Source organism: Rossellomorea sp. H136 (genome assembly GCF_056838065.1).
Genome location: NZ_CM166371.1, coordinates 853,565 through 871,047, shown reverse-complemented (window position 1 = coordinate 871,047; position 17,483 = coordinate 853,565). Strand labels below are relative to the sequence as shown.

The following is a 17,483-nucleotide window of genomic DNA, read 5'->3' as shown; positions in this document are numbered from 1 at the left end:
AATATATACCCATATTATAAAAGGAGCAAAAGATTGTTATTTATAACTTTTTATGGAAAATTAACTCAGTTTATAGGTATAATCAATTATGGAACTCAGAGAAAAAATACATGGAGGATAGAATACATATGTCCATTTATAAAGAATTAGCAAGTGGCTTATTAAGCATTGTTACTACATCAGAGACGACTTTCTTATGGTCTAACGAAAATGGCTTGAAATTTGGATTTAATCATAAACAGAACTACTCCGGTAGAATGGCTTATATTAAGCCGGAATACATAGAACAAGCAAAAAACCACCAGGGATTCTTTGATTTTATAGGGATAACAGGAAATTGGTATAAAATCACCCACGAAACCTTGTTATCTGAACTCCTGAGTACAGTTACTTTGGAGGATTGCGAGGCCATTTGGCGTGGTTACTTCCCTGAGAATCTTACAGACGAAAAGAAGTCTATACTAAGGGCCCTAGCCATATTAATGTTTGAACAAGAAATCAATTTTGGAAATGAAATTTGGCAACGTTATTCTCATTATGGCCCTAATACTTATAATTCCAGGCTAAAAAGGCCAAGGGATCTATTAATGGGTTACATTAAAATGGTTTACATGTATGGAACTGTAGTCGCAGTTAATCAATATAAAAATTCAATAGGTCAACTCATTCCTCCTCCTGGAAATTCTGGGGTCAAAACAAATTTTTTTGACGTGCTCGAAAACGACTTACATGCTGAAGCATTAATGATACCGCCTATAGTAGATCAATTTAGATATTGTGTTTCTCTGCAGAGATTAAATCCTCACAAAGAAAAGTACTTTCAATTAAACATGTTGCCTAAACCTTAACTGCAAACAAAAAGCACCCTTACATAACGGGGATGCTGCTACTACTCATGGATAGGTATATTAAATGATTTTTAAATATATCTATCCCTCTAGCGGTATTTGGCTACCACCATAAAAAAAGCAAGTTAAAAAAGTGATTTTTAGTCATGTTGTACTTTCAGTGGGATATTTTTTGTCAGCGAGTTGTGTTAGCATTGGGTTTTATTGCTTCCTGACGGTCAATGGACCTAATCAAGGCTATTGGCTGGATAAAGAGTATATACATAAAATATTTGATAAACATAAAATGTAAGCCGCAAGCCACTTCTTGTGGCTTTTTTTATGAGCTCAGTAGTATCTCTATGTAGTAACCGTTGTATTGTATGACAATGTTTATCTCTCCCAAAAGCTAGGTAGTATAAACATATACCATGAAAAGGAGTTAGTAATATGAAGAACCCTAAAACAACAGAGGAAAGAAGCAAAATCATGGGGTCCATCAAAGCTGTCTCGAAATTGGAAAACATGGTGACCGAAGAATTGTGGAGCCGCGGCTACAGGATCCGGAGAAATGTAAGGTCATTAAAAGGAACACCCGATATCGCCATAAAGAAGTATAAAGTAGTGGTTTTCATCGACTCCTGCTTTTGGCATCTTTGTCCGATCCATGGCAAGATACCTAAATCCAACGTCGAGTTCTGGACGGAAAAACTAACCAGGAATCAAGAGCGCGACAAGGAAATAACCGAATTTTATAAAGAAAAAGGCTGGAATATCCTACGCCTCTGGGAACATGAGATACGCGGGGAGTTTGAAAGTACCATCCAGAAGATATGTGACTTCATCGATGAAGCAAAAGCGGAATACAAATAAAGGACTTTCCTGAACCAATCCAGGAAAGTCCTTTATTTATTGTGAGTCCGTATCCGAAAACACCAAATCAAGTTCAACTTGATTCCCCTCGATATTTTCTTTCTCGATTTCCGAGATGCGTTTACCCATCCGCTCTATCAAACCGACGACCAATGCATTCCCCATACAGAAGTATCTCATCCTGTCAGTCATCCCTTCCGTCCATTCATCCGGGAATCCATTCAGGCGTTCACACTCTACAGGTGTCAGGATACGCAGCCTTTTCGTCTGTGGATCTTCCACCACATGAGTGCTGCGATTAACAGTGCCTTCGCTCGTCAACATCGTTCTTCCAGGCTTGTCCAATGGCTCAGGAAAAGACATGCCACCTTCGGAAAAAGTGTATTTATGCCCTGTCGCTGACGTCCTTTCAATCCTTTTAGGACCTTTTAGATATGTGAATTTTTCAACGGCCACTTCTGACAAATAATATCTTTCGTCAACATCTGATTGAAGGATATCCTTCAATGGAGTCGGTGATTCTTCAACAGGTGTGACTTCTTCTGTATAGACCAAATCGTCCCTCATGATGCCGGCATTATAGTAATTCATTGAAAATTCATCTGAAATCTCCACAAGATCCTTCTTCATGATGAAGGATTGAGGCTTTTTCTTCTCAGAAATACCTTCCTTCACCGGGAATGCTTTCGCAAAGAAGCCTTCCTCATGAATCATCTGGGCTTCATCGAAACCGCTTCTATTATCAACATAAGGGGTCTCATTCTTAGTTGCAAAGATGAATACCCTCCTTCTTCTCTGGGCTTGTCCATATTCAGCCGCATTGATGACTCTCCATTCCACCAAATATCCCAAGTCACGGAGGCTTGCCAACATGATGGAGAAATCCCTTCCACGTTGTTTGGAAGGTGACTTCAGTAATCGATCAACATTTTCAAGTAAGACGTATCTTGGACTAGTCTCCTTCATCAGCCGGGTGATTTCCCAAAAGAGAACCCCTTTCTTTCCTTGAAGCCCTTTTTCTCCATTCAGACTCCTCGCCACTGAATAATCCTGGCAAGGGAATCCACCAACAATCATGTCGATATCCTGTTTCTTGAAAGTCTCTCCATCCACCTTGCTGATATCTTCATTGGAGTGTTTACCTTGACCCTCAAATCGACGTGCATAACAGTCGAATGCATGCTGCGCCTTCTTGGAAGGCTCCCATTGGTTCCCCCATACAACATCGAAACCGCCTGTAGCTTCAAGGCCGATTCGGAAGCCGCCAACTCCGGCAAATAATTCTATTACATTTATCATTACCGAACATCCTTTCGGTTTTTCACTTATTCTTATTATATTAAAAGTTGTACAAAAGATCAACTATTTTGTTGGAGAATTTTAAAATTTATTGGCATCCATCAACTTACCACAAAAATATATTATAACAGAAAAAATGTTAATCAATATAGTGCTGATTATATTGAATACGTCTGATAGCTAGTATATAAATATTATTTAACAGGGATTGATATAGTTACTTTGCATATTCAATATCCCATATAAATATTACACGCCAAATATATGTAATATTTGGTAAAATGTTATAAACTGCTTTTTTAGTGGTTGGAAGAATTAATACACTACAAACGTGGTGAATATTTTATATGATAAACAAAGTAGATGAATTCTTAAATGATTTTATGGAAGAAAAACTAGAGTTATTATGTGATGAACTTTTTTAGCATAAAAAATGAAACTGTCATATGGTCTTAGTTACCAATCCTACGGTATTTATTTTGATAATATTTTTGCAGAACTCACTTTTATCCTTATGTATGAAGAAAACTTTTATGAACTTTTTCAAAATCACCTTTTTAGAATGACTTATACTATTCTTGAAAGAACGCCAATAAAAGAACTTACTTTACTTTCAATGGGAATAAGTCGAAAAGCTGTATATGCAAAAGAGGATTCTATTTTACAAGAAATTCCAAATAGAATAATTGAACTAGCAAATAAAAAAGTGCTTACCCTCCTATCTTTACACTCGGATGATATCTATGACATTTATATTCAACAAATATTAGAACACATAATGTCCATCCCCTGCGGTATAACCGGTATTGAAGATTATAAGAATCAAAGTTATTGGGATGAATTTTGTGTATTATACAAGAGGGTTACGACTCTCACTTAGGATTTTTCTATGAAGATATCATTGATTATATATTGGATATATTAAGTAAAGTTCCTATAGTAGATTTGAAGTTATTATACTCAGGTACTGATGAGGTGTGGGACCAAAGACATCAAAATCCTCTTTCTATCCATGAGGAGACATATGATTCAATTGCTAACAGGATTTTCAATTTAACTTCTTATATTGCATCTTCAGAACATATTGACCATATTTTATTTCCAGAATTAGAAGAAATCGATGAGTAGTAAATGAAGATAGCAAATATTAATTTGAACTGTTCTACTAACGAAAGGTATAAGCCGCTTCAATAGATTTGCTTTTCGCTGAAAACTAACTATTACTCTTCCCTAACCGAACTACTATTGATGGGGTAGATCGACATTTAACTAATCAGGGCATCGGGCTGATTGAAATACAATTAAGCACCCGCGAGTATTTTAATATCTGCTCCTTTCGCTGCAGCAATACTTACAGGTCACTTCAGCGAGAATGATGTAATAATATAAATAGTCTTCCCTTTTGGATTTTTTCTTGTAACTCTCCCCCTATTTAATATCATTTATTATAATTCATCATGCAGTTCGTGAAGTTATTCTCCCCAAAAAATGGTTGTAAGAAGAGAGAATTCTTTAAAAAAAGCATGAAAAATCAAATACTAATTCTTATATAAAGATTATCAAAGCTTAGCTACCACGTTATTAGAATCATTGATATACTATATATAACATTTATTGTTAATTTTGTAAGAGAGGTAGATTAGTTTGAGTAGTGTTTATAATACCAAAGAGAAAGTACATAAACGAGCATTGGAAGCGATTGGAAAGTCCCTGGGAGAAATTGATGTTAAAAGAACCTTGAATATAAATAATAAATCTTATCCAGGTAATGTAATAGAACAAATCTGGTTTGACCATCCTGCGGATAATAATGCAGAACCAGACTTTCCAGAAGCTGGTGTAGAATTAAAGGTCACTCCAATTGATAAACAAACAAAAATAATCAATAAGAAAAAAATCACAAAAATCATTGCTGGGGAAAGACTAGTTTTAAATAAGATTAATTACCAAAATGAATTTGGTAATTCATTTGAACAAAGTTCATTCTGGCATAAGAATAAACTAATTGAATTAATTCAATATTATAGACGTGATGTAGCGGATAAGAAAAAGATTTCTAGTGGAGAAATGATTGAGGATAAGACAAAATTTCGAGTTTCATATGCTAACCTTCTTACAATGACAGAGTTAGAAGAATTTAATTTCCCTAAAGATACTGTAATAAAAATCCCTGAAAAAGATTTAGAAATCATCAAGCAAGACTGGAATAAAATATCCAAACTCATAAACTCCAGTAAAGCTGAACAAATATCTGAAGGGATTACAAACTATCTAGGAGCTTGTACAAAATCAACAACTAGTGCAGTTTTTACAAAACAAAAGAATTCAAACGTCCCTGCGAAACCTAGAGCATATTCATTTAAAGCAAAATTCATTAACGAACTTATTAATAATCATATTATTGGTAAAGACCACACCGATGCAATCGTAAGTATTGTGAAAGATGTTAGTGAACTAAAAACGAAAACTTTGGAGGAAATAATTTTGTCAAGGTTCAAACCCTATTACGGTATGAACCAAAATGAATTAATACAAAAACTTGGAATCAAAATAGGAAAAAACCAACCACAAAAAAATATTAACAATATGATAATACGTGGTATTCTAAATCTGCCAACCACTACAGATGAAGTTACATCAGAAGAAATTAAAAAAGCAGATATTAGCTTAAAAACGGTTACATTAAGGAATGGTAAACCAAAAGAACATTTTAAATTCATGGGAATTCCTTCGTTTATTAATCTAGTTAACGAGTCTTGGGAAGAATCCTCAGTAAATGATTTCTTAGAAAGAAAAAAATTTCTACTCCTTGTCTTTAATGATTTCAATAAAAAGAAAAAGGATGGAAAGTCTTACGAAGCTAACCGTGAGAAAATTATTTTTAAAGGCGCTACCTTTTGGAATATGCCAATTACCGATTTGGATGGGACCGTAAGGAATATTTGGGAAACGGAAGTAAGAAAAATAAAGAATGGGGTTGAATTAACTTTTTCAAAAAGTGACAAGGGTGAAATTAAAGTGAAAAATAACTTCATTAAACCTTCTCTTGAAGCTATCTTACATCTTCGTCCAGATGCCCAAGTAGCTCAATATAAAACAAAGTACTATAAAAACGTGGTAGTCAAAGGGATTCCTGAAAAGAAATTAATGAATAACGCAAGGAAATTGCCCAGTCCAGCTAAATGGATAAATCGGCCAGAAAATGAAAAAGAAAATTTTACAGATGATTATATGACCAAACAAGCTTGGTGGTTAAGTAAAGATTATATTTATGAACAAATCAAGGGGTTGTTGTAAAGTATTAATTGGAGGGATTATCATTAAAAGACAAGAACTAATATTATTTAAAGAAAAGCAAACGTACAATTTTATGATTATCGGATTTACCCGTGCAAACGAATACGGAGAAATTTATTTTACTGATGAAAATAGACGAACTTCTGTTTATAGGGGTTCAGATGTGAAAGAAGTTATTAAGATAGCAAAGAGAGAAAGCATCAGCTCAAGTCAATAAGCTGATGCATTTTTTATAATTCTCTACTGGTTAAAAATCTTAGAAAATGTGAAATTTCAATTGATGGTATTCTAATTGTTCTTAGCCGAGACGATATATCCCATCTCCCCCGACACAATCAATCAGAAGTAAGAGAACCGCCCCCTCGTTTCCTTCAAAGCTGTTCATCGGTTTCCACTTTGCTTAGTCAGTTATTATTTTTTCATACATATTAAATAAGTTACAAATTAAATTGAATCAATCCTCTACCCCATTCAGAAACACCTTCTTCTCAAATCCCCCACGCTTCTCAGCCTTCTCTATCCGTACTGCTTCCACTTGCTCTATAGAAGATCCATGCTGCTTCGCCAAAGCTCTGATAACCTCCAACAAATCAGCAAGCTCTTCCACTGCTTCACCAGCCGTTTCAGCAGCACAGAACTCATCCAGTTCCTCATAAGCCTTTACTTTCAAATACTTTATGTAGTCTTCATCGTTCAGTACCTTGGCTGAAAACTTCTTACCTTCACTTTGAATGATTTGGGGGATTTTATCTCGGACTAACTTGTTATAGGTCGGCATATTAATGACCTCCTGTTTTTGTAATATATCTATATTTTAACATTTTAATAGGGAGTCAATGAATTAAAGGTAAAAACCATTCACTTTTCTGGCTAATTTTCCAGGCGGACTTCTATCATTTATTAGCGAAACAACAAGGAAAGATTCCTATAAGTAGTTTTGGGTCAAAAAAAACTTTATGTTTTTTTACATATTAAGGAATAAAAGGACCATATGTGCGCGGTAGCCGTTTTCCCTCGATTTGATAATGGGTAAAAAAGGGGCGAAACCTTTGGAAAACAACAAAGATAGGACCTTTGAGGACCTTGTTGGAGAACATTTAAAACGGAGAAGACTTGAACTCGGAATGACTCAGGCAGAGTTTGCTGAGACAATTGGTCTATCTGAAAAAGGAGTCGGAAGAATTGAGCATGGAGAAAGATCACCTACATGCAGAACCCTTTCGAAAATTTTAAAAAAAGGAAAAATCAGTATAGATCAGCTTCTTATAGATGTACATATGGATATGCCTTCAGAAGACCAGTGATTAACTTTTATATGGGGGGATTTACACCAATAAAAAAGAATTGATTCTATTCAAAGAAAAGCAAACCTACAACTTTATGATTCTCGGCTTTACCCGTGAACAGGAATATGGGGAGATTTATTTTACCGATCATAATAGAAGGACGACTGTTTACAGAGGAGCTGATGTGAAGGAAGTTATTAAGGAAGCTAAAAAAGAAAGCAGCAGCTTACGGCGCTAGTAAACTGCTGCTTTCTTTTCTATAGACATCTAACTTCACATGTCATTGTACAGATTCCAAAACATGTTACTATCTAATCTCCCCCTACCACGTTTTCATACATATATTGTGAGAATCTCGTCTAAATCCGCTACCGTATTCTCCACCCGATTCAACCTTACCATCCCAATCTCAATATACTTCTCCGGGAAAACATCCGGTACCTGCCACTTCGGCGGCGTGAATTCCTCTTGTACTTTTGGATACAGGAGAATACATCTTTCTGCACTCTTATATGCAGTAACGTAGGCATACATTTGATACAGGTCCGCTTGATTATAAGTCATCTGGGTACCGTGGAAGATGCTTTTCCATTTGGTATCAAGTACGAGAATGGGTATGGGTCCGTCAGCTTCGTTTTTCGATATGACAAAATCCGGCTTCAGGGAGATATTGCTTCTCCCTGAATGGACATTGATTAGCAGCCTTTTCTCTTTGTGTTGCAGATCTAACTTATATCCTGTCGGAGCTATGACCCTTTTAAGGCATTCACCGACATATCCTTCAAACAGGTCATTCATTTTGAACAAAAAGGAAAAGGCAGCCTGTTGATTGAAGCCGGTCGTCATGGATGTGGATTGCAGGATGGCTACAGCCAGCTGTAATACGTCTTCATAGTGCTGATTCTGTCGATTTATTTGGATGTTTTCCAGCATGTTTTTATCTTTACTTCGGTCATCCACTTCATCAAATAGTTCATAAATCATCATGGACTGGGTTCTAATAGTGTTCTGTTGAATAATCGGTTGTACCACTTTCAAGGCCGCTTTTAATAATTGATTCAAATTGACATTCGGTGACAACTTATCATATTCACAAAACGCATGGATCGAGTGATTGGAATTTTTGCTAAGATGTGGTGAAATCATCAATCTTCCCTTTAAGTGAGGGAGATTTCCCTGCTTCTGTTCATATCCTCTGTATATGCCGCGCTTCAATGCTTTGTACAATTCGGTCACAAACAAATGGGCAAGGAGGTGTGAAAGGTCCACTTTTTCAAATTGACTCAGCGTGCGGTCATGCAGTTGCACCGGTAGCTGTTTCGTCATGTTCAGCATATTGAGAAGAACACGCCGGTTTACAGACTCGTCCTGATGATGAAGAGAGATCTTCGGCAGGATTTCGATCCTCACCGTTTTCAATTGGATGATGCCGACAAGGTTGATGAAGCGCAGCTTCCTGATTCCGAGCTCAAGAACATTCTCTCCGCTATATTTCTCTCCCATGAAGTGAAGCAGGTTTTCCCATTCTTCAAGTGTCACTCCATTTGGCGAATATTCATCTACATAAAGCCAATCATATGCTTCTCTTAACGTCAGATTTTTCATGATTATTCATAGATTCCTTTGAGATCTTCCACCGTGATGTTTTCTTTGACGCGGTATTTGGGTGGGAAATCTACCGGTGTATAGGTGGATGCACGATTAAATAATGCTTGGACATCGACTTGCTCCTGGTAGACGATGTAGGCATCATTTTCATTATTTCCGATTCCGCCGAGAACGAGGCCAATCTTCTCCCAGTCATCATAGAAGTACTCTTTAAGCAATGGGATGATCTTGTTTTGCATCGTTGCAATCAGTTCATCCACTGTGCTGACATTCATCAAGTAGGCATGGCCGATCATATGGTTGCGGCTGTAGAGCACCTCGATCCGCTGGTTAATCCGATGAAGCAGTGTCGGCATGTCGATGTCATCAATCGGTTCAAGCAGTGACGGCTGCGGTCCGATTTCCTCAAAACCGAACCTTCTGCGTAAGGCTGTATCCAGCAGTGCAATCGATTGGTCGGCTGTGTTCATCGTTCCAATCAAATAAAGGTTTGGCGGCAGCACGAATGTTTCGCCTGAATATGGCAGCTTCACCCGAGTTTCATTCTCTGTGTTCAATCGTTTATCTTCTTCAAGCAACGTGATTAGTTCCCCGAAGACTTTCGAGATATTCGCCCGGTTGATTTCATCGATGATCATGACAAAGCGGTCGGCCAGGCGGAAGTCGAACCGCTCATTCGTTTCGAGCGCCTTCATCACCCTTGCTTTTCGTCCGTCGTAATCCAACTGATTCAGGGGCTTCGGTAATCCGGCATGAAGGGCATCGATGACGATTTGTTTCAATACTCCATCTTTCGGGACGAAGGCTTTTCCATCCGAGCGCAAGCCTTCAATGAAATCCTCATAGGCATACGATTGGTGAAATGTCACAAAGCGGATTTGACCTTTATGCTGAAACTGTTTATACGCCTCTTTCACCTTAATCCCGTCCATTTCATCTGCGGTCTTATTGTAGAGAATTTCAAGTGAACGGGTGGATACTTGATACGTTTTCCCTGTTCCTGGCGGCCCGAATAGAATCGTATTGAGATTGAAGGTTAGTTCCTCATTTTCAATATAAGATGCAGCCTTTTCCGGCGCAGGATCAATCTGCTTGTCCTCACTTTGGAACGTGTGACGATCTGAAAATACTAGATGTAGCCCATGCTGAGGCAGCTTAGACGTTTTCGTTTCATGGACCGGCTTCACTTGGTCGAGCATCCTTCTCTGGGGTAGTTTTGTTACCTTGCCTATTTCTAGCCAGACCAATTCGCCCTTAGAACCGGAAGCTTGAAGATCGATTTTCTCCCCATGAGTGGGCACTTCTTCTTCCCTAAAGTAAATCCGTTCAATTTCCGCTATCCATTCGATTTCCTTTTTCGACTGGTCACAGATAAATAAGCTTGCTTGATCTAAGTGCCTCAATGTCTTCAAATTAATGGCATCTGTCCGTATCCTGCCGATGACGGAACCACCCCGTTCAAGTTTCGTTTCTAATGAAGAAATGGAACCGGACGATTGGAATGACAGAAGGGAGCAGTTCAACTTCAGCGATTCACTGCGGCTGGCAAATTGGAAAATCAGCTTATTCAACATTTTGAACTCTGCCTGCTTAAGCGGCGGATTCAGTTCATTGAGGTCATTGACGATCAACTTCAGGATGACACCCGTATACACATAAAAGCGCAAATCATCCTTTTCCCCAACTTTATCAAAATTCCGGTACGTCTCCAGAAGATCGATGTAAGCATCCCCAGATCTTTTTCCAAAAATAAGCTGGTTGATGCTGCGCTCGAATTTATAGGCCACCACATAATTACTTGGATCCTGAATATTCTTCACAACCGAATATAGATGTACAAAATGGCCCCGCAGCTTTTCCGGCATTTCAAAACCATCCCGAATGGTGCGGTAATCATCTTCAGCCTTCATCTCATTAAATAACGCAACCATGTCCAGCTTGTTTGATTTGAAATTATTAATCATATTGTTCGTCATCACAATCGTATCAATGGCTCCCGTGAAGGTGTCTAGATCTCCAACATCTTCACCTGTGAACTTTTCATCTCCCCGGATTTTTCTGAAAACCCTTATGAAGGTTTCCTTTCGTTCATCATCCCAATTGGCATCCGAGACCCTCTGTTCATACGACTTGTGCCAACGGTTAGTTTCTGTGTATTGCGCATCAAAAACTTCTTTGTAATTCGTCATAACCTGTTCTAACGTCAAACCTTTGTATGTATTGATGATCTGGTGAATTCTTTCCATTTCGTTTCCCCTGCTTTCGGTGAATTTTTATAGGTTAATGGATTTTTTCAACGGTTTCTGTATCCGTGCAGTACTCCCAAATCTCAACATCCTTCGAAATGAGATGTTGATGAGTCTTCTTATAATACTCCGCTAACGTCATTCCCCTTCTATCACAATAATCCTTCAACACAAAGAATATTTTGCGGTAGCCTTCTGGTGCTGCCAGGAAATAGTACATCGCCTCATTCCAGACCGTCATCTTCGCACTCGGCACATTCCCTCCGTTCGTCCATTTGTGCGACTTACATTCGACTATCAAGTTTTCTCCTTCATGCACGCATCCCAAGTCAAAGACATGGTTCTTTTTGATATCTTCTATCCCACACGGAACACTTACGGATTTCTGCACATTATAACCCAGGTCTCGAAAATAGTTATATGCCATATCCTCGAATTCCCTTCCTGCGTGGGCATTGCTTTTGGAGTTTATTCTTTGGAAATTGGTCATGATAGACTCTCCCCTCACTAATATGATTGGTCTCTCTCTAAGTTTAATAATTGACCCTATTAAAAAATGAAAAAGGTACTTTTACTAGATTCTCAATACAAACGCCATGGTCTTCTTCCATTATAGTGCAGATTATTATAAAAGCTTAATAAATTTAAGCTTTGGCACATATGTTTATGGTAATAAAATCCAACATTATAGAGGTGAACTATATTGGATGAATTCAAGCAGCAAATAAAGAACCTAACCAACCGCATCGAAAGAATAAGAGTAAATATCCATACGGAAGAAGCGACGAAAACATCGTTGATTATGCCCTTGATTCAAATTCTAGGCTACGATATTTTCAACCCCGAAGAGTTGGTGCCTGAATACATAGCGGACGTGGACATCAAAAAGGGTGAGAAGATTGATTATGCCATCATGCAGAATAATGAACCCGTCATTTTTATTGAAGCGAAAAGTGTAGACGAGTCCTGACCAAACATAATTCACAGTTATTTAGATACTTCGGAACAAAAAAAGCAAAGTTTGCCATCTTGACGAACGGCATTGAATACAAGTTCTTCACAGATTTAGAAGAACAAAACAAGATCGATGAGAAACCGTTCTTTGTCATTGACATGCTGAACTTAAAAGATGCAGATATCTTTAAAATAGCCAAGTTTAGAAAGAATGGCTTCAATATCGCAAATGTCCTTAACACTGCCTCCGAACTCAAGTACACAGGAGAAATTAAGCAATACCTCCATCAAAAGTGGGATGAACCTTTTGAAGAGTTCATCAAAGTAGTCATCAATGACGTGTACCAAGGGATGAAAACGAAGAAAGTCATTGATAATTTTAGGGATCTGGTAAAACAATCTCTGCAGCAGTATGTAAATGAAAAAGTGAATGACAAATTATAGAAAGCGTTGAACTCTTCTAGTGAGAATTTAGATGCCTCTGCTACTGATCCAGAGAATGAGGCAGATAAGGAAAAGGTATCTGCAGACTCAAATGTGGAGATTGAAACAACCGAAGAAGAAATTGAAGGTTGCGTTCTGATAAAGCTGATTCTCAAAAAAGTAGTGGATCCATCAAGGGTTTTCTATCGAGACAACAGAAGCTATTTCAATGTGTTATTGGATGACAACATCAGAAAATGGATATGCAGACTAGGTTTAACGGGGCAATTAAAAACATCCAGCTGAATGATGGAAAACGCACAAATATTAAAATAGACTCGGTGAATGATATTTTGGATTATAAGAGGAGATTTTGGCGGTGGCTGGGCAGTTTGAGTCGGTTAAAAGTAAACGATGTTAAAAACGAGGGGAGATATTTGGCCCTTAAGAAGCCATCCGCTATCCATCCCCCTCTTTTTTTGTTACCTTTCTTCTTCAGGAAGTATAAACCAATCCTTCAACTCATCTAATCGATAAAACTTTAACGCACCAGGGGCGGCACTAAAATTTCGCAAATATAGTCACGAGTATTCTACTATGTTTATTTCTTCGCCAAATAATTTTTTAATATTATTTAATAGTTCTTTTTTATTTTCATTTTCACCTTGAACTATATAATTTATTACTAAAGCACATTTCGCTCTTGTACAAGCAACATAAAACAATTTATGAGCATTATAAATCGAAGGTCTATCCAAGTTTGCATTTAATAATAATCCATCAAAGTCATAGGTGCTCCACTTTTGTGCTTCTCTAATATTTACTATCACTTTTTTATATTCTTCTCCCTTTACCCCATGCATCGTTTCAGTATCTGTCATTTTTCTCACTTGTAGGTTTAGTGCTAAGTATTCATTGATGTTTATTTCTAATAAAGATCTAATAAAGGGGTTTTGGTTTTCGTCAGCTGATTCATAAAAATTTATTATCTTTTCATATTCTTTCACGTTTATTAGCTTCAATTCTTTGAATGTTTCCATAACTTTTTCTAATGAGGTGGTATCCACCTCCCTTAACAACTCTTTAATTTTATCTTGTATATTTTCCAAGTCATTTGCAGTAAAATGATAGGATTTATATTTCTGTATTATCGCCTTATAATTTTGATTATAAAAACTGTACAAAATAAACATTATTTCATCCAAAACATACTTAATAAAGTAATCTCTATCATCTTCTTTTAACAATTTATCGTTAGCAAATCTGTTGTATGCTACATTAAAGATTGAAGAGATATTTTCAAATCCGTTTTCCCTTGCTATCTCATTATGACTTAGGAATAAACGTTTATAGCAGTTTATATCATCCTTAATAAAGTCCTTCAAATAGTAATCGTTACTACTATTATAAATAAAATCTAACCTTTCAAATTTTATTTCTGTATTACCTGGCTCTTGAAGAAACCCATCTCCCCTAAGTTGATTATTTGCTTTAATAATCTTTTCACAGGTTCTAAAATTTTCAATTTTAGATATTACCTTGATATTAAACCTTTCATAGTCAATTTCAAAATTTTTGCTTGAATAAATTTTTTGTTTATTATCTCCAAACAAACCGATTAAAAAATATGAATCTCCTTTAAATGCTTCTTGACTTTCAAACAGTCTTGCAAGAATCCGACTATCTGTATCTTGAAACTCATCAATAAATATATGTGTAAAAGTATCTATAAAAATTTTCGTAAAGACTTCGTTTTGAAGCAGCTGTTCAGTAATAAATATTAAATCATCATGGCTAATTATACCCTTATGAATAGCCCTAAAATTTTGATATGTAATATTTAATCCAGTAAGGTTTATATCACTATATTTTTCCTTTTTATTCTTATAATGTTCTAGTTCCTTCTCTTTTTCCTTAACATTAGTATTTGATCTAGGATTAACTAACAATTTTTCAATGCGTGAAATTTTTTCGCTAATTTTATCATTTTCTATTTGTATTAACTGATATACTATTTTCTTTAATTCTTTTTGATACTGCTTTATGTAACTCCATAAAAACTCATGCATTGTCTTAACCTGTATACTGTCCATACTTTTCAGTCTACTAATGATCTCTTCCTTTGCTACATTTGTAAAAGTGATACATAGAATATTTTGTTTTTTGTCTTTCCAGCTAATAAAGTTTTCTTGTAACAATTTGATAGTTTGCATAAGGGTATAAGTTTTTCCTGCACCAGCTCCAGCTTCGAGAATAAAATTATTATCCTCTTCAATACATTGTTTAATCTCATAATTTACCTCTCGAGCCATTTAAAACCCTCCACAATATATTTAGGTAGGTACCAACCTTCAAATTCTAATAATTCAAGAGCAAAGTTAGTTTTCTCAATCTTGGAAACAATTTCGAAAGCATTTTCTGAAATTATGTCTACACTCAAATTTCGCAAATCAAGTCCGGCTTTTCTAATTGGCTCACTGAGTGACTTAAGATCACCTTTTTCAATGTAACTTATAAGTATTTCTCCATTTTCAATAATAAATTGTTCTTCGAACGTTCTTCCCCATAGAAGTTTTCCTTCAATCGGAGTTTGAAAAGTAATCATCCTTGCTTCCTTTTCTTCATCTGAAGCGCTAGTTTTAATTAAATTTTCATTAGAATAATAATTATCTATTAAATCTTTAATATAAAATTTTTCCCCTGTTTTACCAAACCAATTTTTGATTACAGCATTTGAAGTTTTAATAGTTAATTCAGATAACTCATTAGCTTCTTGAGATATATCGCATTTACACTTATTGTTATGGCTCCCGCTTACTGAATCAATATCTGTTATAATAAGTGATTTAATTTCCAAAAAATCTAACAATTCATAAAATAGATGAGCATATGCTCCACCTACTTCTATAGTAGTTAAATGCTGTTTTGATAAATTGGAACCTTCCACGTTATCAAATTTCTCGATTAAAATCGGCATTAACATCCTTTCCACATTACCCTCAACTAGTAAAGCTTTATCAGCAAAGAAAAGATCACAAGTATTAATTTTAAAATACTGCTGAATAAAAGTTTTTAAATTTGAAAATCTTTCATCCTGAAAAAATGAACTTAGATTTTTAATAGAGGAAATTTCCCCATTATCAAGAAAGTATCTAATGCTTAATACATTTGCATTTTGTAATATGTATGAAGAATGAGTTGTAATAACTCTATATACCTTATTATCATTTTCTAATATACCTTCGATTTTCCTCAAAAATGTTGATTGCATTTGGGGGTGTAAATGGGACTCAGGTTCTTCAATAAATAATAAATTAAATAGTTTGTTTTCTTTATTAACTTTGTATTTATAAGTGATTATTTGAATAAATATAAAAAGCATATTGCTGTACCCAAGCCCGTTATAAGCTTCTGGTAAGACATGTTCTTCTAATGTGTATTTAACTTTAGAATTGTTCTTAAGGATGTCATTAATGTTTATTTCGGAAGATATTTCTATTTGATGCTTAGAATTACTACTTAATATATTTTCATTGACCTCTGTAATTAATTGTTTAAAAATGTCTTTGTAGCTTTCATTTAAACTATCTCTTATATATGTAATTGATTGTCTATAGGTATCTTCATGATGAATATCTTCAACATCTTTAATTATATTCTGATAGAAATACCATACTGCATTAGAAATATTCTGCTTACTATGTTCTAAGGTATCATCAACTTCTCTTTGTGCGTTAATTATCCCAATATTGAATAGATTTTTAACAAAATTAGATTCTACAGGGTAATCACCCTCACTTTGCTCCTTAGTAGAGTAGTAGTTTATTGAATAGTAATTATGAAGTTCTCTTTTTAAATAGTCATAAAATTCTAAACTTTGCAATCCTCCCGAATTTCGTACTTTTTCATTATATTCTTCAAACCCTTTCATAAGGTTTTGTACATTAGTAACCTCAAACCTACAACTTAATATGATTTCATGATTTTTATCGAACTCAAAAAGTATATCCCTAATCATTGCTAAATTATCTTCTGCACTTGTGGAAATTACAATATCTAAAATTACTTGAGGAAAATCCACATCTAAACTATTAATTAAATCATTTCTTTGTTGTTCATCCTCATGTTCTTTTAATATTCTATAGTCCTCATAAATTTTATTTATTTTTTGTTTTGTAACAGAGTTATTGTTAAAGTCTTCAAATTGGAAGTTCACTCCTGATGTTAGAAATTTTCTAAATAACTCAAAAATCGAAGTTTTTCCGGTGTTGTTTTTTCCAACTATTAATACTTCTTCATTCATATCTAAATTAACTTCATTAAGAATTTTCCTGAAGTTTTTAATACGTATGCTTTTAATTTCCAATTTACTCCCCTACTTTCTGGTTATACTAAAAATATCCAATATTACATATTTATAACACTTAAAAAAATACCATATAATTAGAAGGTAATCATTGATTTAGATTATTTTAGTTATTTATACCTAGTGAAAGTTAGTGAAATGTCATCTTAAAAACTTCAACATGAGAGGGAGTGGATGAATTTTTAATCTCGACACCCTCGCGAAGAATTGTGATTCTATTTTTGTTCTTTACTCTAACCTCCCTAAATAGACCTATTTATCCAATACGTAGGTGATTCATCTTGGGTAATCTTATAATGCAGAT

The 17,483-nt window shown here is 35.4% G+C and carries 12 protein-coding genes and 1 pseudogene; 6 read left to right on the top strand and 7 right to left on the bottom strand.

The genetic code is table 11. The annotated features are described in order from the left end of the window. Positions 1-128 precede the first annotated feature (128 nt). The gene (locus tag ACYH0O_RS04360; RefSeq protein ID WP_482631316.1) at positions 129-848 is read left to right on the top strand and encodes a hypothetical protein; all 720 of its coding nucleotides are present in this window, start codon (positions 129-131) and stop codon (positions 846-848) included. A 429-nt stretch (positions 849-1,277) separates the two neighbouring features. Continuing rightward, on the top strand, positions 1,278-1,700 hold the full coding sequence (locus ACYH0O_RS04355) for a very short patch repair endonuclease (protein ID WP_482631315.1): 423 nt from the start codon (positions 1,278-1,280) through the stop codon (positions 1,698-1,700). A 36-nt stretch (positions 1,701-1,736) separates the two neighbouring features. Here ACYH0O_RS04355 and dcm read toward each other — a convergent pair whose 3' ends face one another. Beyond that, on the bottom strand, positions 1,737-2,999 hold the full coding sequence (dcm, locus tag ACYH0O_RS04350; protein ID WP_482631314.1) for a DNA (cytosine-5-)-methyltransferase: 1,263 nt from the start codon (positions 2,997-2,999) through the stop codon (positions 1,737-1,739). Positions 3,000-3,432: 433 nt separating this feature from the next. Between dcm and ACYH0O_RS04345 the strand changes: the two genes are divergently transcribed. Continuing rightward, positions 3,433-3,879, top strand: a complete 447-nt coding sequence (locus ACYH0O_RS04345; RefSeq protein ID WP_482631313.1) for a hypothetical protein — start codon at positions 3,433-3,435, stop codon at positions 3,877-3,879. 764 nt (positions 3,880-4,643) lie between these two features. Continuing rightward, positions 4,644-6,296, top strand: coding sequence for a Sau3AI family type II restriction endonuclease (locus tag ACYH0O_RS04340; RefSeq protein ID WP_482631312.1), 1,653 nt, complete (start codon positions 4,644-4,646; stop codon positions 6,294-6,296). A 454-nt stretch (positions 6,297-6,750) separates the two neighbouring features. Here ACYH0O_RS04340 and ACYH0O_RS04335 read toward each other — a convergent pair whose 3' ends face one another. Continuing rightward, complete coding sequence (locus ACYH0O_RS04335; RefSeq protein WP_482631311.1) at positions 6,751-7,074, bottom strand: nucleoside triphosphate pyrophosphohydrolase; 324 nt, start codon at positions 7,072-7,074, stop codon at positions 6,751-6,753. A gap of 271 nt (positions 7,075-7,345) precedes the next feature. Between ACYH0O_RS04335 and ACYH0O_RS04330 the strand changes: the two genes are divergently transcribed. Continuing rightward, a complete protein-coding gene (locus ACYH0O_RS04330; protein ID WP_482631310.1) occupies positions 7,346-7,600 on the top strand; it encodes a helix-turn-helix domain-containing protein in 255 nt (84 codons plus the stop codon). Between the two features lie 315 nt (positions 7,601-7,915). Here ACYH0O_RS04330 and ACYH0O_RS04325 read toward each other — a convergent pair whose 3' ends face one another. Genes ACYH0O_RS04325 through ACYH0O_RS04315 form a run of 3 tightly spaced genes read right to left on the bottom strand, consistent with a single transcriptional unit; the run spans position 7,916 to position 11,926 of the window. Next, entirely contained in the window at positions 7,916-9,187 is a 1,272-nt protein-coding gene (locus ACYH0O_RS04325) for an McrC family protein (RefSeq protein ID WP_482631309.1), read from the bottom strand. 2 nt (positions 9,188-9,189) lie between these two features. Then, positions 9,190-11,436, bottom strand: coding sequence for an McrB family protein (locus tag ACYH0O_RS04320; protein WP_482631308.1), 2,247 nt, complete (start codon positions 11,434-11,436; stop codon positions 9,190-9,192). A 34-nt stretch (positions 11,437-11,470) separates the two neighbouring features. Continuing rightward, entirely contained in the window at positions 11,471-11,926 is a 456-nt protein-coding gene (locus ACYH0O_RS04315) for a hypothetical protein (RefSeq protein WP_482631307.1), read from the bottom strand. Positions 11,927-12,139: 213 nt separating this feature from the next. Here ACYH0O_RS04315 and ACYH0O_RS04310 point away from each other — a divergent pair. Next, positions 12,140-13,175: pseudogene (locus ACYH0O_RS04310) on the top strand (type I restriction endonuclease); the annotation flags it as partial. Positions 13,176-13,394: 219 nt separating this feature from the next. On the opposite strand, the gene ACYH0O_RS04305 reads toward ACYH0O_RS04310, so the two are convergent. Beyond that, positions 13,395-15,125, bottom strand: a complete 1,731-nt coding sequence (locus ACYH0O_RS04305; protein ID WP_482631306.1) for a UvrD-helicase domain-containing protein — start codon at positions 15,123-15,125, stop codon at positions 13,395-13,397. Beyond that, positions 15,110-17,179 (bottom strand): AAA family ATPase, encoded by a 2,070-nt coding sequence (locus ACYH0O_RS04300; RefSeq protein ID WP_482631305.1) that lies wholly within the window; start codon positions 17,177-17,179, stop codon positions 15,110-15,112. The genes ACYH0O_RS04305 and ACYH0O_RS04300 overlap by 16 nt, the downstream gene beginning before the upstream one ends. Positions 17,180-17,483 lie beyond the last annotated feature (304 nt).